The organism is Mesorhizobium sp. M1066 (assembly GCF_040318635.1).
Taxonomy (GTDB): Bacteria; Pseudomonadota; Alphaproteobacteria; order Rhizobiales; family Rhizobiaceae; genus Mesorhizobium.
The window spans coordinates 302500-325057 of the sequence record NZ_JAMYMR010000001.1 but is presented as its reverse complement, the minus strand read 5'-3'; the positions used below and the strand labels follow the sequence as shown (position 1 = coordinate 325057).

Sequence of the window (22558 nt, the reverse complement as noted above, 5' to 3'; positions counted from 1 at the left end):
TGACATGAAGACCAAAATCGCAATTGCAACGCTCGCCGCCGCGATGCTCGGCAGCGCCGGCATAGCCTCGGCGGATTCGATCCCGGGCATGCGCGGCCACGACCACACCGGCATCACCGTTCCCGACATGAAGCTGGCGGTCGACTTCTTCACCGAAGTGGTCGGCTGCAAGAAGGCGATGTCGTTCGGCCCGTTCGCCGACGACAAGGGCACCTTCATGCAGGATCTTCTGGGCGTCGATCCCAAGGCAGTCATTGAGCAGGTCACCATGGTGCGCTGCGGCTATGGCTCGAACATCGAGCTGTTCAAATACACAGCACCGGACCAGAAGGACCTGACGCCGAAGAACAGCGACATTGGCGGCTTCCACATCGCCTTCTATGTCGACGACGTCGCAGCCGCCAAAACCTATCTCGACGGCAAGGGCGTCAAGACACGCATGGGACCATTGCCGGTCAAGGAAGGACCCGCCGCCGGCCAGACCATTCTCTACTTCCAGGCGCCGTGGGGGCTGCAACTGGAAGCGATCAGCTATCCCGACGGGATGGCCTATGAGAAGGGCGCCGAGACGGTGCTGTGGAGCCCGAAGAACCCGGAAAAGTGAACCGGCAGCGCGCTTGCGCGATGATACGCAGGCGCGCTTTCGCCATGTCAGGACAGTCGTTTTAATATAAAACTTTAAGCTTGAAATATCTTGTCGCTGGCGCGATACTGAACTCCAGCAAGCGAAGAGGAGATCGCAGACATGAAGGTTGCGGTTCTCGGCGGCGGACCAGCCGGCCTCTACTTTGCCATTTCGATGAAGCTCAGGGGCGCCGCGCACGATGTGACGGTGTTCGAGCGCAACCGCGCCGACGACACGTTCGGCTGGGGCGTCGTGCTGTCGGCCGAGACGCTCGACAATTTGTCGAAAAACGATCCGGTCAGCGCCGTCTGGATCAAGAAGCATTTTGCCTATTGGGACGACATCGCCGTCATTCATGACGGCGTGCGAACGGTTTCGACCGGCCATGGCTTTTGCGGCATCGGCCGCAAGCGGCTGCTGGTCCTGCTGCAGCGCCGCGCGCGCGAACTCGGCGTCAAGCTGATGTTCGAGACGGATATCGCCGATCCCAAACCGTACATGGAAACGCATGATCTGGTCGTCGCTGCCGACGGGTTGAACTCCAGGGCGCGCAACACTTTCGTCGACATCTTCAAGCCCGACATCGACACCCGCAAATGCAAGTTCGTGTGGCTCGGCACCAACCAGAAATTCGACGACGCCTTCACCTTCATTTTCGAGAAAACCGAGCATGGCTGGGTGTGGGCGCACGCCTACCAGTTCGACAGCGATACCGCGACGTTCATCGTCGAGTGCAGCGAACAAACCTGGGCTGCTTTCGGCTTCGGTGCGATGTCGCAGCAGGAATCGATCGCCGTCTGCGAGCGCATCTTTGCCAAGCACCTCGGCGGCCACGCGCTGATGACCAATGCCAACCATATCCGTGGCTCGGCCTGGATCAATTTCCCGCGCGTGCTGTGCGAGCGCTGGTCCTTTGAGAATCTGGCGCTGATGGGCGATGCGGCGGCGTCAGCCCATTTCTCGATCGGCTCCGGCACCAAGCTGGCGCTGGAAAGCGCGGTGGCGCTGGCCGAGTATGTCGAGTCCGAGCCGGACCTCGAGGCCGCGTTTCGCAAATATGAGGATGCGCGGCGCACCGAGGTGCTGAAGCTGCAATCGGCGGCACGCAATTCGCTGGAATGGTTCGAGGAGGTCGAGCGCTATCTTGGCCTCGATCCGGTGCAGTTCAACTATTCGCTGCTGACCCGCTCGCAACGCATCAGCCACGAGAATTTGCGGCTGCGCGATGCCGAATGGCTTGAAAGCGCCGAGGAGTGGTTCCAGCGCCAGGCGGGCGCCGGCGGCATGCGCCGCGCGCCGATGTTCGCGCCGTTCAAGCTGCGCGACATGCGGCTGCAGAACCGCATCGTCGTGTCGCCGATGGCGCAGTACAAGGCCGTCGACGGCTGCCCGACCGACTGGCATTTCACCCACTATGCCGAGCGGGCCAAGGGCGGCGCAGGGCTGATCTACATCGAGATGACCTGCATCAGCCCGGAAGGGCGGATCACGCCCGGATGCCCCGGCTTCTATGCGCCCGAACATGAGGTGGCGTGGAAACGGCTGGTCGATTTCGTTCACACCGAGACCGAGGCCAAGATCTGCGCCCAGATCGGCCATTCCGGCGCCAAGGGTTCGACCCGGCTTGGCTGGGAAGGCACCGACGTGCCGCTGGTATCGGGCAACTGGCCTGTGATGGCGGCCTCGGCCGTCGCGTGGTCGCCTGGGAATCAGGTGCCGAAGGCGATGGAGCGCGCCGACATGGACAACGTGCGCGACGAGTTCGTGGCCTCCGCCGAAATGGCCGATCGTTGCGGCTTCGACATGCTGGAGATCCACGCCGCACATGGCTATCTCCTGTCGTCCTTCATCACGCCGGTCACCAACCGGCGCACGGATGCCTATGGCGGCTCGCTGGAAAACCGCATGCGCTATCCCCTGGAAATCTTCCGCGCGGTGCGCGCCGCCTGGCCGGCGGAGAAGCCGATCTCGATGCGCATTTCGGCCAATGACTGGGTCGGCATCGAAGGTGTGACCCCGGCCGACGCGGTCGAGATCGCACGGCTGCTGCATGAGGCGGGCGTCGACATCTGCGACGTCTCGGCCGGCCAGACTTCCGTCTTAGCCAAGCCGGTCTATGGCCGCATGTTCCAGACGCCGTTTTCCGACCGCATCCGCAACGAGGTCGGCATGGCGACGATGGCGGTCGGCAACATCTACGAGCCGGATCATGTCAACTCGATCCTGATGGCCGGCCGCGCCGATCTGGTGGCGCTGGCACGGCCGCATCTCGCCGATCCCTACTGGACGCTGCATGCGGCGGTGACGCTCGGCGACCGCGGTGTCAAATGGCCGGACCCCTATCTGCCCGGACGCGATCAGCTCTACCGGCTGGCCGAGCGCGACGCCGCAGCGGGGCTGAAAGTATGAGTGTTTTTCGTTTGCCACGTCAGCGCTATACCCCCACCCCTAACCTTGCCGGGGCGAGCCACGGGTCTCGCCCGTCCTTCGGACCCCCACAAGGGGGAGGGGGACCAAGTCACCGTCGGCTCTGGAACCGCAGAAGTTTACAACGGATGGGTGCTGCCGCTGCCTTCTCCCTCCCCCTTGTGGGGAGGGTTAGGGGTGGGGGTACTTGGCGCCAGGTTTCGAGGATACGCGCATGATCCCCGGCAAGCATGCGCTGGTCACTGGCGGCGGCTCCGGCGTCGGGCGGGCCATCGCGCTGGCGCTGGCGGGTGCCGGCATCGACGTGACCATCTGCGGCCGCCGCGAAGCGGAGCTCACTGAGGTGGCCGGCGAGAACGACCGCATCTTCGGCATCGCCGCCGATGTCACCGACGAGGCGGCAGTGGCGGCGCTCTACGAGAGGGCGCAAGCCGCGCGCGGCCCCTTCGACATCGTCGTCGCCAATGCCGGCGTGGCCGGCAGCGCCCCGGCGCACAAAACGGCGCTCAGCGACTGGCAGCGGACGCTCGACGTCAATCTGACCGGCGCCTTTCTGACCGTGAAGCCGGCGCTGGCCGGCATGGCCGCGCGGAAAACGGGACGAATTGTTTTCATCGCCTCGACCGCCGGCCTGAAAGGCTACGCCTACGTCGCGTCTTACGTCGCCGCCAAGCATGGCGTCATCGGCCTGATGCGGGCTCTTGCCGCCGAAACAGTGAAATCCGGCGTCACCGTCAACGCGGTGTGCCCAGGCTTTGTGGAAACCGAAATGCTGGAACAGTCCCTCCAGCGCATCATCGAGAAGACCGGCCGCTCGGTCGAGCAAGCGCGGTCAAGCCTTGCCTCGACCAACCCGCAAGGCCGCTTCATCCAGCCGCAGGAGGTCGCCGCCGCCGTGCTGTGGCTATGTGGCGACGCCGCCCAATCGATCACCGGACAGGCGATTTCCATCTCAGGAGGCGAAACATGGTAGCCGGCCCCCTGCCCGCGCCGTCGGGACCCGGCAAGGACCGCTTGCGTCTGTGGATCAGGCTGCTGCGTGCGTCACGCACGATCGAGGCCGAGCTGCGCGAGCGGCTGAAGAAGGAATTCAACACGACGCTGCCGCGCTTCGACGTGATGGCCGCCCTCTATCGCGCGCCGGAAGGCATGCTGATGAGCGACCTGTCGCGCTTCCTGCTGGTCTCCAACGGCAATGTCACAGGCATCGTCGACCGGCTCGTGTCAGAAGGACTTGTCGCCCGTGCGAGGCGCAATGGCGACCGCCGCACGTCGATGGTGCGGCTGACCGAAGAAGGCACGCAGGCCTTTGCCACCATCGCTGCCGCGCATGAAGGCTGGATCGGTGAATTGCTGGGCAAGGTCAGCGAGGACGACGCCCGCCGGCTGACCGGCATGCTGACTTCGTTCCGCAGCAACTGGGAGGGACGCGAATGACCGCAATGGCCGGACGCAAGCCGAAGCATTTCCTCTGGGAGGTCGCGGGCAGGATCGCAAAGGTCCGGCTCGACCGGCCCGAGCGCAAGAATCCGCTGACCTTCGACAGCTATGCGGAACTCCGCGACACGTTCCGCGACCTCGTCTATGCCGATGACGTCGACGCCGTGGTGTTCCTGTCCAATGGCGGCAATTTCTGCTCCGGCGGCGATGTCCACGACATCATCGGCCCGCTGGTCAATATGGACATGAAGCAGCTTCTCGCCTTCACCCGCATGACCGGCGATTTCGTCAAGGCGATGCTGAATTGCGGCAAGCCGATCATTGCGGCGGTCGACGGCGTCGCGGTCGGCGCCGGTGCCATCATTGCGATGAGCTCCGATATCCGCATCGCCACGCCGGAAGCCAAGACCGCGTTCCTGTTCACCCGCGTCGGCCTCGCCGGCTGCGACATGGGCGCCTGCGCGATCCTGCCGCGCATCATCGGCCAGGGCCGCGCCGCCGAACTGCTCTACACCGGCCGTACCATGACGGCGGCGGAAGGCGAGCGCTGGGGTTTTTACAACCGGCTGGTCGATGCGGCAGCGCTTGAAGCCGACGCGCTCGACATGGCGGCGCGCATCGTCTCCGGCCCGACCTTTGCGCACGGCATCACCAAGACGCAGCTCAACCAGGAATGGTCGATGGGTCTCGACCAGGCGATCGAGGCGGAAGCGCAGGCACAAGCGATCTGCATGCAGACCCGCGACTTCGAGCGCGCCTACAAGGCGTTCGTGGCCAAGAAAAAGCCGGTATTCGAGGGAGATTGAGGATGAGCGGTTTGCGCCCAGGCACCCCCCTCTGCCCTGCCGGGCATCTCCCCCGCAAGGGGGGAGATCAGCGGTTTCGTTGGCAGCGCCCATACTGCAATTTTGGAGATTGGCGAAAGCCAAAACAACGTCCGATCTCCCCCCTTGCGGGGGAGATGCCCGGCAGGGCAGAGGGGGATGTGAAGGATCGCTGCGCGGAAGGAGGCACCAATGCCTGACCGCTCCTTCCTCTCCTGGCCGTTCTTCGAAGACCGCCATCGCGAGTGGGCCGAACAACTCGACGCATGGTGCTCAAAAAACCTGCCGGTCGATCACCATGATGTCGATGCCGCCTGCCGCGAGCTGGTGGGCAAACTTGGCAGGGACGGCTGGCTGAAGCCGACGGCGCTCGACACGGACAATCCGGGGCCACTCGACGTGCGCACTTTGTGCATCACGCGCGAGACACTCGCCCGCCATGACGGGTTGGCCGATTTCGCCTTCGCCATGCAAGGGCTCGGCACCGGCGCGCTCAGCCTGTTCGGTACGCCGGAGCAACAGCAATGGCTTTCGAAGACACGTGCCGGCAAGGCGATATCAGCCTTCGCCCTGTCGGAACCGCGCTCGGGGTCGGATGTCGCCAACACGGAAATGACGGCGACCCGCGACGGTGACAGCTACGTTCTTTCCGGTGAAAAAACCTGGATCTCCAATGGCGGCATCGCCGACCTCTATGTCGTCTTTGCCCGCACCGGCGAGGCGCCGGGCGCCAAGGGGCTTTCCGCCTTCCTCGTGCCTGGCGACGCCAGGGGCCTTGGCATCGCCGAACGGCTGGAAGTAATCGCGCCGCATCCGCTGGCGCGGCTGTCTTTCGACCAGGTCCGCCTGCCGGCCGCCGCACTGATCGGCAAACCGGGCGATGGCTTCCGCATCGCCATGTCGGTGCTCGACGTGTTCCGTTCGACCGTCGGCGCGGCGGCGCTTGGCTTTGCCCGCCGCGCACTGGATGAAAGCATCAAACGCGTGGCCGAGCGCAAACTGTTCGGCGCGCCGATGGCCGAATTGCAGATGGTGCAGGGGCATATCGCCGATATGGCGCTCGACGTCGATGCGGCGGCGCTTCTGGTCTACCGCGCTGCGTGGACCAAGGACATGGGTGCCGCGCGGGTCACACGCGAGGCGGCGATGGCCAAGCTGTTTGCCACCGACAAGGCGCAAGAGGTGATCGACAAGGCTGTGCAACTGCATGGCGGCGACGGCGTCCGCAAAGGCCATATCGTCGAAAGCCTGTATCGCGAGATCCGCGCCCTGCGCATCTATGAGGGTGCCTCCGACGTGCAGAAAGTGGTGATTGCGCGGCAAGTGATGGGCGCGGCCTGACGGCAGAGATTTTGACGAGCGTTCGATTTTGAAAATTGGGTTTTGGAATACCGGGAGGTTTTGAATGCACAGGATTCTGCAGCCCGAAGGCTGGGCAAAACCTGTCGGCTACGCCAATGGCGTCGCCGCGCGCGGCCGGCTCGTCTTCATAGGCGGACAGGTCGGCTGGAACGGGCAATGCCAGTTCGAGACCGACGATTTTGTCGGCCAGGTGCGGCAAACGCTTCAGAACATCGTCGCGGTGCTGGCGGAAGCCGGTGCCGGGCCGCAGCACATCACCTCGATGACCTGGTATTTCACCGACAAGGCCGAATACCTCGCCAATCTCAGGGGCATCGGTGAGGCCTATCGCGAGGTCATCGGACGGCATTTTCCGGCGATGGCCGCCATGCAGGTGGTGGCGCTGGTCGAGGACCGGGCCAAGGTGGAGATCCAGGCGACCGCGGTCATCCCGGACTAAGGAATTCGTTCGTCAGGAATAAACGCCCCTCGCTTCGTCATCCACGGGCGGAGCAAGGAGCGAAGCGACGCGGCGCAGACCCGAGGATCCATGCCGGGACTCCAAAGCGTCACCACGGTCCAGAATTCTGCACCGCTGCACTCCACGGCCGAAGTCGCGGCATGGATCCCAGGGTCTCCGCGACGGAGCTGCGCTCCTGCTTCGCCCAGGGATGACGACGTTGGGGAGGCTTCGGCTAATTCCGAATATCCGCGATGATCCACCGCAACTGATCACCACTACTATGCGCGCAGTCCCGCTTGTCTCAAAATCGGCAGCACGTGCTCGCAGAAATGGGGCAACTCCCTGGTGTAATTGACGAAGGACAGCGCGATGCCCTGGTAGCCATGCCCGGCGATGGCGACCATGTCGGCGGCGATCGTTTCCGGCGTTCCGATCAGCGGGTAGGTGCCGGCGCCGCCGGCGAAACGCTGCCGGTAGCGGTCATAGGCGTGCGGGTCGTGCGACTGCGAGAATTCCTTCTTGCCGGCCATGTGGGCATCGACGGCGTCGTGGTCGGCCATATGGACCGCATAGCGCGTGTAATATGCCTGCGCCTCTTCCATCGTCGGGCGGCAGACGACATGCGCCACGGTGTAGACGCCGACGTCGCGGCCCACCTTGTCGGCCCGCTCGCTGATGTCGGCGACATGTTTGCCGGCATCGCCCATTTCGGAAAAGGTCGTGAACAGATAGTCGCATCTCGCGGCGGCGAAATCGCGGCCGGGCCCGCCGAAAGCGGCGTTCATGGTCACCGGGCGCGGCACCTGCAGACTGGCCGGCCGGCTGACAGCCTCCTTCAGGCGATAATAGGTGCCCTCATAGTCGAGCGGCTCGGGCGAGGCATAAAGCTTTTCGAGGATTTCGATCCATTCCGCCGCCTGGTCGTAGCCCTTCTCGACCAAAGGCGTGCCGAACATGCCGAATTCCTTCGGATTCCAGCCGCAGACGATGTTCAAGCCGGCGCGACCCTGGCTGATATGGTCGACCGTCGCCAGCGCCTTGGCGGCATAGAGCGGATGCACCAGCGGCACATGCACCGTCATGAACAGGCCGATCTGCTCGGTGGCCATGGCAAGCGCCGCCGCCCAGGTGAAGGTCTCGAACGACCATTCCCGCACCTTGTTGCGGCCGCCAAAGCCGCGCCAGCGGGCGATCGGCAGCATGAACTCCAGTCCGGCACGGTCGGCAATCTGCGCCGCGGTCAGATTGTCCTGCCAGGTCGCCGTCCAGCGTTCCGGAACGTCGGTGATGGCAAGGCCGCCATCGGCATTGGTCGAAAAGACGCCTAGCTTCAATCTGTTCGGGCCGTGCAAGGGATGTGGTTTGTTCATGTCGCGACCTCTCGGCGAGAGAGCACACGCTAGGCCCGCGCGGAGATATTTCAAGCCTGAAATAGCTTCGCGTCGCCATCGCTCGCGGGTATCGGTTCCAGCGGCCGCACCGTGTCCGCCACGCAACGGACACTGCAGCTTTTTAAGCTTAAAACTTTCGCCTTGAAAAGCGCCGCACTTTGGATAAGCATTCCAGAGTCGATGGCGATTGCCGTGCCGGACGGGCTTGCCGGCCAGTCCATCGTGCAGACCAGTCCATCGTGCCGGCCAGTCCATCGTGGGTGCTCCGGGTGGGAGTCTCAGTTCTTGTCGTTCATACTGCCCCAGTCATCATCCAATGCGCGCCATGCCTTCGATGAAGTGCGCGCGCAGATCCGCGATCTGCAACACAAAACGTCGCCAACCATGACCGCATGGTCGCTGCCATGAATTGACGCCCTGCGTGAAGCGGGGCGGCAAAAAACCGTGCGGGAGCAACCCGCCCGATCAACAACAGAGGGAACACAAATGAACTTCACGCGTCGCAAATTGCTTCTTCTCGCTGCCGCCATCGGTATCGCCGCCGGCCCCGCCACCGCTTATGCCGCGGATGTGCTGAATGTCGGCGCCTACCCGACCAACCCGCCGTTCGAATACAAGAACGAGAGCGGCACTTTCGAAGGCTTCGAGGTCGACATCGTCAACGAAGCCGCCAAGCGCATCGGCATGACCACCGACATCGCCGATCTCGGCTTCCAGGCGCTGTTTGCCGCCACCACGTCGAAGCGCATCGACGTCGCCATCTCGTCGATCACCATCACGGCCGAGCGGCTGAAGTCGCAGTCGTTCACGCAGCCCTATTATGATTCCGACATGGGCATTGCCACCAAGGCCGACAGCCCGATCAAGGCCGAGGCCGACCTCAAGGGCAAGATCGTCGGCGTGCTGTCGGGCTCGACCGGCGAGACCTGGGTCAAGGCGCATCAGGAAGCCGGCGGCTTCAGCGACGTGAAGGGTTACGACACGCAGCAGAACCTGCTGCTCGACCTCAGCGCCGGCCGCGTCGATGCCGCCGTCAGCGACATTCCAGGCATGGAGTATTCCTTCACCAAGATGAAGGACCTGGTTGTCAAGGAGCGCATCAAGACCGGTGAGCAGTACGGCCTGATGATGACCAAGGACCACCCGCTGCTCGGCAAGCTGAACGACGCGCTCAGCGCGATGAAGAAGGACGGCACGCTGGCCGCCATCCACAAGAAGTGGTTCGGCAGCGACGCGCCGGCCGACTCGTCGACCATGAAGGAAATGCCGCTGCCGAAGGCCTGAGCTGAAAGCTGCGCTGACATCGTGCCGGCTTTCAGACCGGCACGATTCATTTCACGCTCTGGCGCCGGCTTCCATGCAGACCGTCTCGCCATCGGCGAGGTCGATTGGTTTTAACCTGAGCATCCTTGCTCTGGGGTTTGGGAACGCTCCCATGTCGCTGCTGGATACCTTCTTCAATCCTGATGTCATCATGTCCAGCCTGCCGGCGCTGCTGCGCGGCTTCCTGAACACGCTGCTGCTCGGCATTCTGAGCATCGGCATCGGCATCCCGATCGGCCTGGGGATCAGCCTGGTACGGCTCTATGCGCCGAAGCCGCTGCGCTGGCTCGCGGTCGGCTACACCGACATCTTCCGCGCCCTGCCGGTGCTGGTCGTTCTGATCCTGATCTACTACGCGCTGCCCTTCCTCGGCATACGCCTGTCGTCCTGGGCCTCGGCGGTGACTGCCTTCGCCTTCATCATGTCGGCCTACTCGGCTGAGGTGTTCCGCTCCGGCATCGAAAGCATTCCGCGCGGCCAGTTCGAGGCGTCGCAGGCGCTTGGCCTGCCGTTCCTCTTGACCTTGCGCAAGGTTGTGCTGCCGCAAGCGATCCGTGTGGTCATCCCGCCGATGACCAGCAACTGCGTCTCAATGTTCAAGGACACCTCGCTCGCCTCCACCGTGGCGCTGCCGGAACTCTTGAAGGAGGCGACCAACGCGCAGTCGCTCTACGCCAACCCATCGCCGCTGATCGGCGCAGCGCTTGTCTATCTGATCTTCCTCTGGCCGATGGTGCGCCTCGTCAGCCTGCTTGAAGAGCGCTTCAAGACCGAAAAGAAGCGCTGATCTCCGCCATCTGATCCCCGCCCAAGTCCTCCGCAGGAGCCTACCCCGTGAACAAGCACCAGACCGATAATGCGAACGCCACCGCGTTCCCCATCGACGCCATCCGCGCCATGTTTCCAGCTTTGCAGCGGGCTGGCGACTTCATCTTCCTGGACAATGCCGCCGGCGCCCAGATCCCGCAGAGCGTGCTCGATGCGGTGACCAACCATCTGGTTTCGCACAATGTGCAGCGCGGCGGCCGCTATGACCGCAGCGTCACCGTCGACCAGTCGGTCGCCGATGCGCGCGAGAGTGTGGCCCTGCTGATCAACGCTTACCGCCCGGCGGAAATCTGCTTCGGCATGAACGCCACTTCGTTCATCCGCCTGGTCAGCCTCGGCATCGGTCAGATGCTCGGGGAACGTGACGAGATCGTCGTCACCGATATGGACCACGACGCCAACATCGCGACCTGGCTGGCACTGGAATCGGCCGGTGCGAAATTCAAATGGTGGCGGATGCGCGAGGACGGCAATCTGCATGTCGACGATCTGCGTCCGCTGGTTTCGGATCGCACCCGCCTGGTCGCCTGCACGGTCACCGCGCATTCGATCGGCTCGATCGTCGATGTCGCCGCGGTGGCTGAGATCGCGCACGCGGCCGGCGCCGAAGTGTTCCTCGATTGTGTGCATTACGGGCCGCACGGTCTGATCGACGTGCAGGCCTGGGACTGCGACTATCTCGTCTGCTCCGGCTACAAGAATTTCTCGCCGCATATGGGCTTCCTGTGGGGTCGCTTCGAAACGCTGAAACGGCTGCCGACCTTCCGCGAGGATTTCATCCCCAACGAGCCGCCCTACAAGGTCGAGGCCGGCACCTTCATCTACGAGAACGTCTCGGGCATGGACGCGGCCGTGCAGTATCTGGAACTGATCGGCCGCAATCTGGCGCCCTCCAACAACCGCTCCCGGCGCGACAACATCGTCGCCGGCATGGGCGCCATTCGCGACTATGAGCTGGTGCTGGCGCGCGAGATGCTGGCCGTGCTGAAAGGTTGCGGCGCGACCATCTATGGTGTTGCCGACGAGGCCCGCATCAATGAGCGCGTGCCGACCTTCTGCTTCAACATCGGCACATTGTCGCCGCAGCGGATCGTCGAGGAAATGGCCGAGATGCAGATCGGCATCCGCGACGGCCACATGTATGCGCCGCGGCTGATGAAACGTCTCAATCTCTCGATGGACAGCGGCGCCATCCGCGCTTCGCTGGTCCACTACAACACGGTGGGCGAAATCCACAAGTTCGGCGAGGCGCTACGCACCATCATCGCCAAGCTGTCGTGATCGGCGTCCAGAGCGAGATGCTTCAGGTTGAACCGGCGTGGGCTCTATCTGCCTTTAGCCGCATTCGTGCGACGCCAAGAAAACGCTCCGAGTCAAAACTCGATCGGCTGGCAGCAGCAAATGGCTGGTCAGAAATGGACGTAGGAACGCGCCAGAAGCGGCCATTCGGATATGCATTTCCGAACGGGGGCCGACAAAGGACTGTCAGCATTTATCGGTAGAATGGCTATCGGCCGGCCAGGCTCTCATCGCGACATCGGCGATGCGGTGGAGTTCGTCTGGCCGGGCTCCGCTCGCGGCCTCGACAGCAATCCCGCGCAGGATTGCAACCAGGTATCCTGAGAGGGCAGCTGTATCGGTGTCCTTGCCAACATCACCGTCCATCTGAGCACGTTCGAGACGTTTAGCTATCTGGTTTCTAAGTTGTCCGCGTCGAAGATTTGTCTCCTTGCGGGCCGACTCGCTGTCGTCGCTCCCTATCAGGGCACCGTGCACCATAAGGCAACCTGGCGGATTTCTCGTATCGGAGTGGAACGCACAAGCGCCATATATCAGCCCCTCAGCAAGCGCGCGTGCAGTTGGCGCGTCCAAGGCATTCTGGATGAAATGCGACGTCTCGCGGTCATAGCGGTCGAGCACCTTCAGGAATAACTCTTCCTTGTTGCCGAACGCCGCGTAGAGGCTGGGGCGCGTGATACCTAGCTCTTCTGTAAGGTCAGTCAGCGACGTGCCCTCGTAGCCCTTGCGCCAGAAAAGCCGCATCGCCTGCACGAGTGCCTTCTCGGTATCGAACTCTCTCGGCCTGCCCATATCACTCACCTCTTTATTGTACCGACTGGTATATTATCGCTTGACGCGCGAATCGATCTGCCTTTTATATACCGATCGGTAGACAATGGGGAAGTTAAGCGATGTCGAAGCTGTTGATCTTTTGTACTGTGCTGTTGCTGGCCACGCAGGCCGCCAGCGCCAACGTTAAATCGTTTCCGGCCAGCTTCAAGACGCGCGAGGTCAAGACGAACGGTGTGACGATACACGTGCGCGTAGGCGGTTCCGGTCCTGCCGTACTAATGCTGCACGGGTACGGTGAGACGGGAGACATGTGGGAACCGCTCGCCGTTGAAATGGCAAAGGATCACATGGTCATCGTGCCGGATCTACGTGGCATGGGTCTGTCGTCCCATCCTGAGACTGGCTACGACAAGAAAACTCAGGCTGCCGACATGGAAGCAGTCCTGCGCAGCCTAAATATCCAAAGCGTCGATCTCGTCACGCATGACATTGGCAATATGGTGGGTTTTGCCTTTGCTGCGCAGCATCAGGATCAGGTGTCTAAATTTGTGCTGATCGACGCACCTGTTCCCGGCGTCGGCCCTTGGGAAGAAATCCTCAAGAATCCGCTTCTCTGGCATTTCAGGTTCGGTGGGCCGGATATGGAACGGCTCGTGGCAGGTCGAGAGCGGATTTATCTCGACCGATTTTGGAACGAGTTTTCTGCCGATCCATCACATTTCGACGAAGCGTCCCGCGAGCACTATGCCGCTCTCTACGCTTTGCCGGGCGCCATGCACTCCGGCTTCGCGCAGTTCGCAGCCTTCGACCAGGACGCGCTCGACAACAAGGCGTTCCTGGAAACGTCAGGAAAGCTGAAGATGCCCGTATTGGCGGTCGGAGGAGAAAAGTCGTTCGGTACTCAAATGGCGACGGTGATGCGCTTCGCCGCAGACAACGTTACCGAGGGCGTCATTCCCGGTTCGGGACATTGGATCATGGAGGAGAATCCGGCCGCCACGGTGAAAGTAGTCACTGATTTCCTCAGATAAACGCGATCGGTTTGCGATCCGCTTCTGGCATCGCGCAAACAGAGTTTGGTGGCCGACATTGGGCGCAAAGCGATCGTCCCTGCTTTGGCAGACGTAAATCATCTTCGGGTAAAACTCGGTCGCTTGGACTAATTGGGTTTTGACTCTAGGCCGCCTTCTTCGCAAGCCTTGCCTTGATCGAGGCGACGTCGGCACGCGGCGTCGCGGCGAACAGCGTCCTGGTGTAGCTGTGCTTGGGGTCGGCGAAGACCTCGTCGCGCGAGCCGTATTCGACCGCTTCGCCGAAATACATCACCATCACATCGTCGGCGATGTAGCGCACCACGGACAAATCGTGGCTGATGAAGACATAGGTCAGCTGGAACTCGTCCTGCAGGTCGGCAAGCAGGTTGAGCACCTGTGCCTGCACCGAAAGATCGAGCGCCGAGACCGGTTCATCGAGCACCAGCAGGCTCGGGTTGAGCATCAGCGCGCGGGCGATTGCGATGCGCTGGCGCTGGCCGCCCGAGAACATGTGCGGGTAGCGGTTGTAGTGCTCGTGACCGAGGCCGACTTTCTTCAGCATCTTCATCGCCAGGTCGCGCCGCTCGGCCGCCGGCTTGTCGGTGTTGATCAACAGCGGCTCGCCCAGCACGTCGCCGATCTTCTGGCGCGGGTTGAGCGATCCATAGGGGTTCTGGAAGACGATCTGCACCTTGCGGCGCATTTCCTTCGTCAGGGGGTTCCTGGCGATGTCGACCTTATTGCCGTCGATGAACAGGTCGCCTGACGTCGCCGGATCGATCAGCGTGATGATGCGGGCGAGCGTGGACTTGCCGCAGCCGCTTTCGCCGACGATGGCCAGCGTCTTGCCCTTGTCCACCTTGAAGGAGACGCCCTTGACCGCATGCACGGTGCGCGGCCCGGTGAACAGACCGCCGCCGATGTGGTAGTCGCGGACGATGTTCTTGCCTTCGAGAACGGTCGTGCTCATGAGGCGGCTCCCGCGGCAGAGGGGGCCGGCTCGAACATCATGTCGGAAACGGTCGGCAGCCGGTCGCCGACGGCGTTCTCCGGCAGCGCCGACAGAAGCGCCCGCGTGTAATTGCTCTTCGGCGATTCAAACAGCGACAGCACGTCGGCCTCCTCCATCTTGCGGCCCTTGTACTGGACGATGACACGGTCGGCGGTCTCGGCCACCACGCCCATATTGTGGGTGATCATGATCAGGCCCATACCGTATTTGGCCTGCAGCGAAACCAGCAGATCGAGGATCTGCTTCTGGATGGTGACGTCGAGCGCCGTCGTCGGCTCGTCGGCGATCAGCAGCTTCGGATTGCAGGCGATGGCGATGGCGATCATGACGCGCTGGCATTGGCCGCCCGACATCTGGTGCGGAAACGAGCTAAGCCGTTCTTCCGGATCGGCGATGCCGACCAGCTTCATCAACTCGATGGCCCGCGCGCGCCGCTGAGCGCGATCCATACCCATATGGAAGCGCAGCACCTCCTCGATCTGGAAGCCGACGGTGAAGCACGGATTGAGGCTGGCGATCGGCTCCTGGAAGATCATCGAGATGTCCTTGCCGACGATCTTGCGGCGTTCGGACGGGCTGAGCTTCAGGAGATCGACGCCGTCGAAGGCCATGCGGTCTGCCTTGACGGTTGCGGTGTTGGGCAACAGGCCCATTACCGCGAGCATCGCCACAGACTTGCCGGAACCGGACTCGCCGACGATCGCCAGCACTTCGCGCGGCTCGATCGAGAGGTCGATGCCTTGCACGGCCATGAACGGTCCGGCCGCGGTGTCGAAGGAAACGGTGAGGTTCTTGATCTCGAGCAGAGGCATACTCACGACCTCTTCAGCTTGGGGTCGAGCGCGTCGCGCAGGCCGTCGCCGATCAGGTTGATGGCGAAGACGGTGATCAGGATGGCGAGGCCGGGGAAGGTCACCACCCACCAGGCGCGCAGGATGAACTCGCGTGCTTCGGCCAGCATGGTGCCCCATTCCGGCGTCGGCGGCTGCGCGCCCATGCCGAGGAAGCCAAGGGCCGCCGCCTCGAGGATGGCGTTGGAGAAGGACAGCGTCGCCTGCACGATCAGCGGCGCGATGCAGTTGGGCAGGATGGTGACCAGCATCAGCCTGAGATGGCTGGCGCCGGCGACCTTTGCCGAAACGACATATTCGCGGGTCTTCTCGGCCATCACGGCGGCGCGGGTGAGCCGGGCGAAATGCGGCTGCAGCACGAAGGCGATGGCGATCATGGCGTTGACGAGGCCAGGGCCGAGAACCGCGACCAGCACCAGGGCCAGCAGCAGCGACGGGAAGGCCAGGATGATGTCCATGATGCGCATGATCAGCGTGTCAACCCAGCCGCGGCAGTAGCCGGCGAGCAGGCCGAGAATGACGCCTGAGATCAGCGCTGACGTGACGACGACGAAGCCGATGGCGAGCGAGAAGCGCGAGCCGTAGATCAGCCGCGACAGCATATCGCGGCCGACAGCGTCGGTGCCGAGCAGGAACTGCGCGTTGCCGCCTTCCTGCCAGGCCGGCGGCGTCAGGAAGAAGTCGCGGAACTGATCGTCTGGCGAATGCGGCGCCAGCAGCGGCGCGAAGATGGCGATCAGGATCAGCAGCGCAAAGACAAAGAGCCCGATCACCGCGCCCTTGTTGACGGAGAAGTAATGCCAGAACTCGCCGAACATCTGCAGCCTGGCGTCCTGCGGCTTGACGACGGTCGCGGCTTCGATGGTGGCTGGGCCTTCATTGCTCATGTCAGTTGGCCCGGATGCGTGGGTTGATGACGGCGTAGAGCACGTCGACGATGAGGTTGACCGACATGACGATCAGCGCGATCAAAAGCAACCCGCCCTGCACGGTGAAATAGTCGCGCTTGGAAATGGCGTCGATCATCCATTTGCCGATGCCGGGCCAGGAGAAGATGCTCTCGGTCAGGATGGCGCCGGTCAAAAGTGTGCCGACCTGCAGACCGATGGTGGTGACGACCGGGATCAGCGCGTTGCGAAAGGCATGCAGCCCGATGACGCGACGCGGCGCCAGGCCCTTGGCGCGCGCGGTCCGCACATAGTCCTCGCCCAGCACTTCGAGCATCGCCGAGCGCGTCTGCCTGGCGATGACTGCGAGCGGGATAGTGCCGAGCACGATCGTGGGCAGGACGAGGTGCGACAGTGCCGAGCGGAATGCGCCCTTCTGCCCCGAGATCAGCGAATCGATGGTCATGAAGCCGGTCACCGGCTTGAAGAAATAGAGAAGGTCGATGCGGCCGGAAACCGGCGTCCAGTGCAGCGTGCCGGAGAACACGATGATCAGCAGCAGGCCCCACCAGAAGATCGGCATGGAATAGCCTGCCAGCGCGGTGCCCATGGTCAGCTGATCGAACCAGGAGCCGCGGCGGATGGCGGCGAAGATGCCGGCGGCGACCCCCAGGACAACGGCAAAGATCATGGCGAAGATGGCGAGTTCGACCGTTGCCGGGAAGCGCACCAGGAAATCCCTGAGCACCGGCGTCTTGGTGGAAAACGAGGTGCCGAAATCACCGCCGAGGATGTTCGTCAGATAAGTCAAATATTGTTGCCATATCGGCAGGTCGAAACCGAACTGGTGCATGAGCGCCGAGTGACGTTCGGGCGACAGGCCGCGTTCGCCCGCAAGCACCAGCACCGGATCACCGGGCAGGATGCGCACGAAGCCAAAGGCGAGGATGGTTATCCCGATGAAGGTCGGGATGATGAGGGCGAGCTTGCCGAGGATATAACGCAGCATGGCGGGCGAGTGGGGGCGTCACATGGTGGCGCCCCCGTTTCGCAACCTTATTCGGCGATATCGACGCCGTCGAAGCGGTGGATACCGAGCGGATCCATCGCAAAGCCGGTGACGGTCTTCTGCATCGGCATGAACACCTTGGAGTGAGCGAGCGTCGCCCAGGGTGCCTGTTCCTTGAAGATGACCTGTGCCTGTTCATAGAGCTTGGTGCGCTCGGCCTGATCCGAAACGGTCTTGGCCTTGTTGATGAGCGCGTCGAAGTCCTTGTTGCACCATTCCGCGCGGTTGTTCGAACCGACGGAAGCGCAGCTCAGGAGCACGCCGAGGAAGTTGTCCGGATCGCCATTGTCGCCGGTCCAGCCGACGATGACAGCGCCGTCGTGATCGACCGCGGAAGCGCGCTTAAGGTATTCACCCCAATCGTAGCTGACGATCTCGACGGTGACGCCGACCTTGGCGAAATCCGCCTGGATCAGTTCGGCGGTGCGGCGCGCATTCGGCATGTAGGGGCGCGACACTGGCATGGCCCAGACGTTCATCTTGAGGTCCTTGACGCCGGCTTCTTCAAGCAGCTTCTTGGCTGCATCCGGATCGTAAGGATCGTCCTTCACTTCCTTGTTGTAGGACCACATGGTCGGTGGGATCGGATTGATAGCCACCTGGCCGGCGCCCTGGAATACGGCGTCGATGATAGCCTTCTTGTTGATGGCCATGTTGAGCGCCTTGCGGACGCGCACGTCGTCGAACGGCTTCTGCTGTGTGTTGTACATCAGCGCGCCGACATTGAGGCCTTCCTGCTCCTCGACCTTCAGGTTCGCATCGGCCTGCAGGCCGGCGATGTCGGCCGGTGCCGGGTACGACATGATGTTGCATTCGCCGGCCTTGAGCTTCTGCGCGCGCACCGCCGGATCGGTGGTGATGGCGAAGACCAGATCGTCGATCTTCTGCTTGCCGCCCCAATAGTCCGGGTTGGCCTTGTAGCGGATGGCGGCGTCGGCCTGGTAGTCGACGAAGATGAACGGGCCGGTGCCGATCGGCTTCTGGTTGAACAGCTCAGGCGTCTTGTCGGCCTGCAGCTTGTCGGCATATTCCTTGGAGACGACCGAGGCGAAATCCATGCCCAGCGTCGGAATGAAGGTGATCGCCGGCTCCTTGAGGGTGAACTTCACCGTCAGGTCATCGACCTTCTCGACCTTGGTAATGTTGTCGCCGAACTGGTCATTGTAATACTGGTAGGCAATGCCCGGAATGTACTGGAACCAGGGGCCGTTCTTGTCGACCTGGCGTTCGAACGAGAACACCACGTCGTCGGCGTTGAAGTCGCGCGTCGGGGTGAAATAGTCGGTTGCGGCGAACTTGACGCCCTTGCGCAGCTTGAAGACATATTCCTTGCCATCGTCGGAGATCGTCCAGCTCTCGGCAAGGCCCGGCGAGGTCGTCGTCTTGCCGTGATCGAATTCGACAAGGCGGTTGAAGACGGTGCGCGATGACGCGTCGAACGTCTGGCCTGCGGTATACGGCGCCGGATCGAAACCTTCCGGCGAAGCTTCCGCGCAGTAGACCAGAGTTTTCGCATTGGCCATGCCGCTCAGGACGCTTGCAGCCAGCAACGCGGCTGCAAAAGTCAGCTTCTTATTCATTGAGCACTCCCTGATGTTCTTCCAAGCCCCTCTATCAGGCTCGCGAAGCGCGCATATAAGCACCGTTTTTCCGGCTTTGGAACACCCCGTTTGCTTACCCCGCGGGAAGCAGGAAAAAAATCCGCTATTTTGCCAAATTGCAGAAAAAATTAGCAGTTTCTTCCATTCACGAGATTATTAACAACCGAATTTTTTTATTGATCGCCAAGCTGACGATATAAATGTTCCCGGCGCTTCCGAGCGGCCGAGGGATGCGCCAGGACACCGCCTGGGAGCGCTGGCGGCGGCAAAGACTTTCGACGGCAAATCTTTCGCCATGTGCCGCAAGGGCAAGACTTGCACGGTCACCAACGGAGGCAATACATAGGGTGTAGCGGCCGCAGCGGAGGGCGTCCTTGTCAATTCAGGGGCGAGCGCGGCGCGGATGAACAAGACTTGTCCAGGGAGGAACGGTTGGCAAAAGCATCAAGGACGACGGCGCCGGTGAAAGCGGGAGCCAAGGCGCCGTCGAAAGCAGCCGGTACTGCCAAGCCGAAAGCACCCGTTTCCAAAGCCGCCACGCCGAAGGCGGCCGCGGCGCCCGTAAGGGCAAGCACAAGGCCAGTGGTGAAAGCCCCGGCCAAGGCCGCGGCCGGAAAGACGGCGTCGGGAAATAAAGCGGGGGCGGCAAAGCCCGCTGCCAGGCCGGCGTCGAAAGCCGCCGCGGCGATGAAGACCCCACCGGCGGCAAGGCCGGCCGACGCCACCGCCAACCGATTGCCGAAAACGCTGACGGCGCTGGCCGCCGGCTTGCCGGAAAAGCCGTGGCTCAAGAGCTATCCGAAAAACGTGCAGGCCGAGATCGGTGCCCTGCCCTACAGCTCGATCGGCGATTTCCTCGTCGCCGCCTGCAAGCAGTTTTCCGCGCAGCCGGCCTTCACCTGCATGGACAAGTCCATCAGCTACACCGATGTCGAGCGGCTGTCGGCGGCCTTCGGCGCCTACCTGCAATCGAAAGGCCTGCAGAAAGGCGCGCGCGTCGCGCTGATGATGCCGAACGTGCTGCAATATCCGGTGGCGATGATGGCGATCTTGCGAGCGGGTTATGTGGTGGTGAACATCAATCCGCTCTACACGCCGCGCGAGCTCGAACACCAGTTGAAGGATTCCGGTGCGCAAGCCATCGTCATCCTGGAGAACTTCGCCAACACCTTGCAGGCGGTGATCGCCAGGACCACGGTCAAGCATGTGGTGGTCGCCGCGATGGGCGACATGCTTGGCGGCCTGAAGGGCACGATCGTCAATTTCGTCGTGCGCCGCGTGAAGAAGATGGTGCCGGCATGGTCCTTGCCCGGCCATGTCAAGTTCAATGCCGCCATGAAGGCCGGCGCCGGCATGGGCTTCAAGCCGGCCAAGGTGGAAGCCGACGATGTCGCCTTCCTGCAATATACGGGCGGCACCACGGGCGTGTCGAAGGGCGCCACACTGCTGCACAGAAACGTGCTCGCCAACGTCGCGCAGAACGCGCAGTGGATGGAGGATGCCTACACGATCAAGCCGAAACCGGCGCACCCCAACTTCATCTGCGCGCTGCCGCTCTATCATATTTTCGCGCTGACCGTGAACGCGCTGATGGGCATGCAGCAAGGCGCCCGCAATGTGCTCATTCCCAACCCGCGCGACATTCCCGGCTTCGTCAACGAATTGCAGAAATATCCGGTGCACATCTTTCCCGGCCTCAACACGCTTTTCAACGCGCTGCTCAACAATGAGGATTTCCGCAAGCTCGACTTCAAGCCGCTGGTGCTGACGCTGGGCGGCGGCATGGCGGTGCAGAAGGGCGTCGCCGAACGCTGGAAGACGCTGACCGGTTGTTCGGTCACCGAAGGCTACGGCCTCTCGGAAACCTCGCCGGTGGCCACCGCCAACAAGTTCACCGCCGGCGACTTCACCGGCACCATCGGCTTGCCGCTGCCCTCGACCGAGATCGCCATCCGCGACGACGACGGCAACAATTTGCCGCTCGGCGAGGTCGGCGAGGTCTGCATCCGAGGACCGCAAGTGATGGCGGGCTACTGGAACCGGCCCGATGAGACCGCCAAGGTGATGACCAAGGATGGCTACTTCAAATCCGGCGACATGGGCTTCATGGACGAACGCGGCTACACCAAGATCGTCGACCGCAAGAAGGACATGATCCTGGTCTCGGGCTTCAACGTCTACCCCAACGAGCTCGAGGAAGTCGTGGCGATGCATCCGGGCGTGCTCGAAGTGGCGGCGGTCGGCGTGCCGGACGAGCATTCGGGCGAAGTGCCGAAGCTGTTCATCGTCAAGAAAGATCCGGCGCTGACCGCCGAAGCAATCACCGCCTTTTGCCGTGAGAACCTGACCGGCTACAAGCGGCCCAAATACATCGAATTCCGCACCGAGCTGCCGAAGACGCCGGTCGGCAAGATCCTGCGGCGAGCGCTGCGCGAATGATTGCAGCCGGCGGCGCGGATGCCGTAAATGCACCTTGCCGTCCTGACCCGGCAGAATTCATCAGGACGAACATGCGCCTCGCCCCGGTGCCGTCGGTGCCTGAGATCCAGCTTTATACACCGCATCCGGCCAGTGGCCTGAGACGGCTCATAGATCCGCACCAAAGCGCTGGCGACGATGACGACACGATCGAGGCGGACAACGATGGACCCGAGCCGCAGCCGCCTTACTGGGCTTATGTGTGGGCCGGCGGCGCGGTGCTTGCGCGCTACATCCTGGACCACCCGCAAACGGTGGCCGGTCGCCGCGTGCTCGACCTCGGCGCCGGTTCGGGTCTTGTCGGCATTGCCGCCGCCAAGGCTGGGGCACGCGAAGTCATCGCCGCAGAGATCGACCGCAACGGCGTTGCCGCGCTCGCTCTAAACGCGGCGGCCAACGGTGTCGCCATCACCGTGATCGGAGACGACATCACCAGGGGTCCGCCGCCGGCCGTCGACCTCGTGCTTGCAGGCGACGTGTTCTACGGCCGTGAGGTTGCTCTAAGGGTTACTCCGTTCCTCGATCGTTGCCTGGCAGCCGGGATCGAGGTGCTGGTCGGTGATCCCCGTCGCAACGACCTGCCGCTGTCCCGGCTGAGGTTGCTGGCCGAATATCAGGTGCCGGATTTCGGCGACGCGAAGGGTGCCGCGACCAGGCCGAGCGGTGTCTTTTCGTTTGAGGCGGAAGAGCGCTAACGCTGAGATCAATCCCAGTCACTCGGATGACCAGATTCGACCTCGTTTCGGACCTTTGTCAGGTGAGTACGACTGCCAGAAAGCTGCCATACAGAGCTGACGTTCGGCGGCGCAAAATTGGGGTATGATCCAAGGCGCACCAGTTGAGCGTCGTAGGGTGGCTCGGCGAGTCGCAAAACGGCGGGATGGCGCGTTG

The 22558-nt window shown here is 62.7% G+C and carries 21 protein-coding genes; 14 read left to right on the top strand and 7 right to left on the bottom strand.

What is annotated here, in order from left to right; translation table 11 throughout:
- Positions 1-4 precede the first annotated feature (4 nt).
- The 7 genes from NKH52_RS01450 to NKH52_RS01420 all read left to right on the top strand — a co-directional run bounded on the left by NKH52_RS01450 (position 5) and on the right by NKH52_RS01420 (position 7117).
- A complete protein-coding gene (locus tag NKH52_RS01450; protein WP_127293925.1) occupies positions 5-604 on the top strand; it encodes a VOC family protein in 600 nt (199 codons plus the stop codon).
- Between the two features lie 141 nt (positions 605-745).
- Positions 746-3034 carry a bifunctional salicylyl-CoA 5-hydroxylase/oxidoreductase gene (locus tag NKH52_RS01445; RefSeq protein ID WP_352729046.1) on the top strand — a complete coding sequence of 763 codons (2289 nt, stop codon included), beginning with the start codon at positions 746-748 and terminating at the stop codon, positions 3032-3034.
- A 232-nt stretch (positions 3035-3266) separates the two neighbouring features.
- Entirely contained in the window at positions 3267-4025 is a 759-nt protein-coding gene (locus tag NKH52_RS01440; protein ID WP_352729048.1) for an SDR family NAD(P)-dependent oxidoreductase, read from the top strand.
- Positions 4019-4489: a MarR family winged helix-turn-helix transcriptional regulator gene (locus tag NKH52_RS01435; RefSeq protein ID WP_023811475.1), complete on the top strand. Its 471-nt coding sequence runs from the start codon at positions 4019-4021 to the stop codon at positions 4487-4489. The genes NKH52_RS01440 and NKH52_RS01435 overlap by 7 nt, the downstream gene beginning before the upstream one ends.
- Entirely contained in the window at positions 4486-5298 is an 813-nt protein-coding gene (locus tag NKH52_RS01430; protein WP_352729050.1) for an enoyl-CoA hydratase family protein, read from the top strand. The genes NKH52_RS01435 and NKH52_RS01430 overlap by 4 nt, the downstream gene beginning before the upstream one ends.
- 210 nt (positions 5299-5508) lie before the next feature.
- Complete coding sequence (locus tag NKH52_RS01425) at positions 5509-6657, top strand: acyl-CoA dehydrogenase family protein (RefSeq protein ID WP_352729052.1); 1149 nt, start codon at positions 5509-5511, stop codon at positions 6655-6657.
- Between the two features lie 64 nt (positions 6658-6721).
- Positions 6722-7117, top strand: coding sequence for a RidA family protein (locus NKH52_RS01420; protein ID WP_352729054.1), 396 nt, complete (start codon positions 6722-6724; stop codon positions 7115-7117).
- A gap of 281 nt (positions 7118-7398) precedes the next feature.
- Here the strand turns inward: NKH52_RS01420 and NKH52_RS01415 are convergent, their stop codons facing one another.
- Positions 7399-8490 carry an LLM class flavin-dependent oxidoreductase gene (locus NKH52_RS01415; RefSeq protein ID WP_352729055.1) on the bottom strand — a complete coding sequence of 364 codons (1092 nt, stop codon included), beginning with the start codon at positions 8488-8490 and terminating at the stop codon, positions 7399-7401.
- Between the two features lie 111 nt (positions 8491-8601).
- Here NKH52_RS01415 and NKH52_RS01410 point away from each other — a divergent pair, with 111 nt between their 5' ends.
- From NKH52_RS01410 to NKH52_RS01395, 4 genes are all read left to right on the top strand, one after another.
- Positions 8602-8919, top strand: coding sequence for a hypothetical protein (locus NKH52_RS01410; RefSeq protein WP_352729057.1), 318 nt, complete (start codon positions 8602-8604; stop codon positions 8917-8919).
- A 78-nt stretch (positions 8920-8997) separates the two neighbouring features.
- Positions 8998-9795: an ABC transporter substrate-binding protein gene (locus tag NKH52_RS01405; RefSeq protein WP_352729059.1), complete on the top strand. Its 798-nt coding sequence runs from the start codon at positions 8998-9000 to the stop codon at positions 9793-9795.
- A 151-nt stretch (positions 9796-9946) separates the two neighbouring features.
- The gene (locus NKH52_RS01400) at positions 9947-10621 is read left to right on the top strand and encodes an amino acid ABC transporter permease (protein ID WP_023811481.1); all 675 of its coding nucleotides are present in this window, start codon (positions 9947-9949) and stop codon (positions 10619-10621) included.
- Between the two features lie 47 nt (positions 10622-10668).
- Entirely contained in the window at positions 10669-11943 is a 1275-nt protein-coding gene (locus NKH52_RS01395) for a cysteine desulfurase-like protein (protein WP_352729060.1), read from the top strand.
- Positions 11944-12147: 204 nt separating this feature from the next.
- Here the strand turns inward: NKH52_RS01395 and NKH52_RS01390 are convergent, their stop codons facing one another.
- Positions 12148-12753 carry a TetR/AcrR family transcriptional regulator gene (locus NKH52_RS01390; RefSeq protein WP_352729062.1) on the bottom strand — a complete coding sequence of 202 codons (606 nt, stop codon included), beginning with the start codon at positions 12751-12753 and terminating at the stop codon, positions 12148-12150.
- Positions 12754-12854: 101 nt separating this feature from the next.
- On the opposite strand from NKH52_RS01390, the gene NKH52_RS01385 reads away from it, so the two are divergent.
- Positions 12855-13766, top strand: coding sequence for an alpha/beta fold hydrolase (locus tag NKH52_RS01385; RefSeq protein ID WP_352729064.1), 912 nt, complete (start codon positions 12855-12857; stop codon positions 13764-13766).
- Positions 13767-13911: 145 nt separating this feature from the next.
- On the opposite strand, the gene NKH52_RS01380 is transcribed toward NKH52_RS01385, so the two are convergent.
- The 5 genes from NKH52_RS01380 to NKH52_RS01360 all read right to left on the bottom strand — a co-directional run bounded on the left by NKH52_RS01380 (position 13912) and on the right by NKH52_RS01360 (position 19168).
- The gene (locus NKH52_RS01380) at positions 13912-14739 is read right to left on the bottom strand and encodes a dipeptide ABC transporter ATP-binding protein (RefSeq protein ID WP_352729066.1); all 828 of its coding nucleotides are present in this window, start codon (positions 14737-14739) and stop codon (positions 13912-13914) included.
- Positions 14736-15593 carry an ABC transporter ATP-binding protein gene (locus tag NKH52_RS01375; protein ID WP_127290121.1) on the bottom strand — a complete coding sequence of 286 codons (858 nt, stop codon included), beginning with the start codon at positions 15591-15593 and terminating at the stop codon, positions 14736-14738. Before NKH52_RS01375 ends, NKH52_RS01380 begins: the two co-directional genes overlap by 4 nt.
- Before the next feature lie 2 nt (positions 15594-15595).
- Entirely contained in the window at positions 15596-16450 is an 855-nt protein-coding gene (locus tag NKH52_RS01370; protein ID WP_224618710.1) for an ABC transporter permease subunit, read from the bottom strand.
- A gap of 70 nt (positions 16451-16520) precedes the next feature.
- Complete coding sequence (locus NKH52_RS01365; protein ID WP_352729068.1) at positions 16521-17528, bottom strand: ABC transporter permease subunit; 1008 nt, start codon at positions 17526-17528, stop codon at positions 16521-16523.
- A 47-nt stretch (positions 17529-17575) separates the two neighbouring features.
- Positions 17576-19168: an ABC transporter substrate-binding protein gene (locus tag NKH52_RS01360; RefSeq protein WP_352729070.1), complete on the bottom strand. Its 1593-nt coding sequence runs from the start codon at positions 19166-19168 to the stop codon at positions 17576-17578.
- Between the two features lie 453 nt (positions 19169-19621).
- Here NKH52_RS01360 and NKH52_RS01355 point away from each other — a divergent pair, with 453 nt between their 5' ends.
- Together NKH52_RS01355 and NKH52_RS01350 are read left to right on the top strand one after the other, a co-directional pair.
- Positions 19622-21628: a long-chain fatty acid--CoA ligase gene (locus NKH52_RS01355; protein WP_352729072.1), complete on the top strand. Its 2007-nt coding sequence runs from the start codon at positions 19622-19624 to the stop codon at positions 21626-21628.
- On the top strand, positions 21625-22362 hold the full coding sequence (locus tag NKH52_RS01350; RefSeq protein ID WP_352729074.1) for a class I SAM-dependent methyltransferase: 738 nt from the start codon (positions 21625-21627) through the stop codon (positions 22360-22362). The genes NKH52_RS01355 and NKH52_RS01350 overlap by 4 nt, the downstream gene beginning before the upstream one ends.
- The last annotated feature ends 196 nt before the right edge of the window (positions 22363-22558 follow it).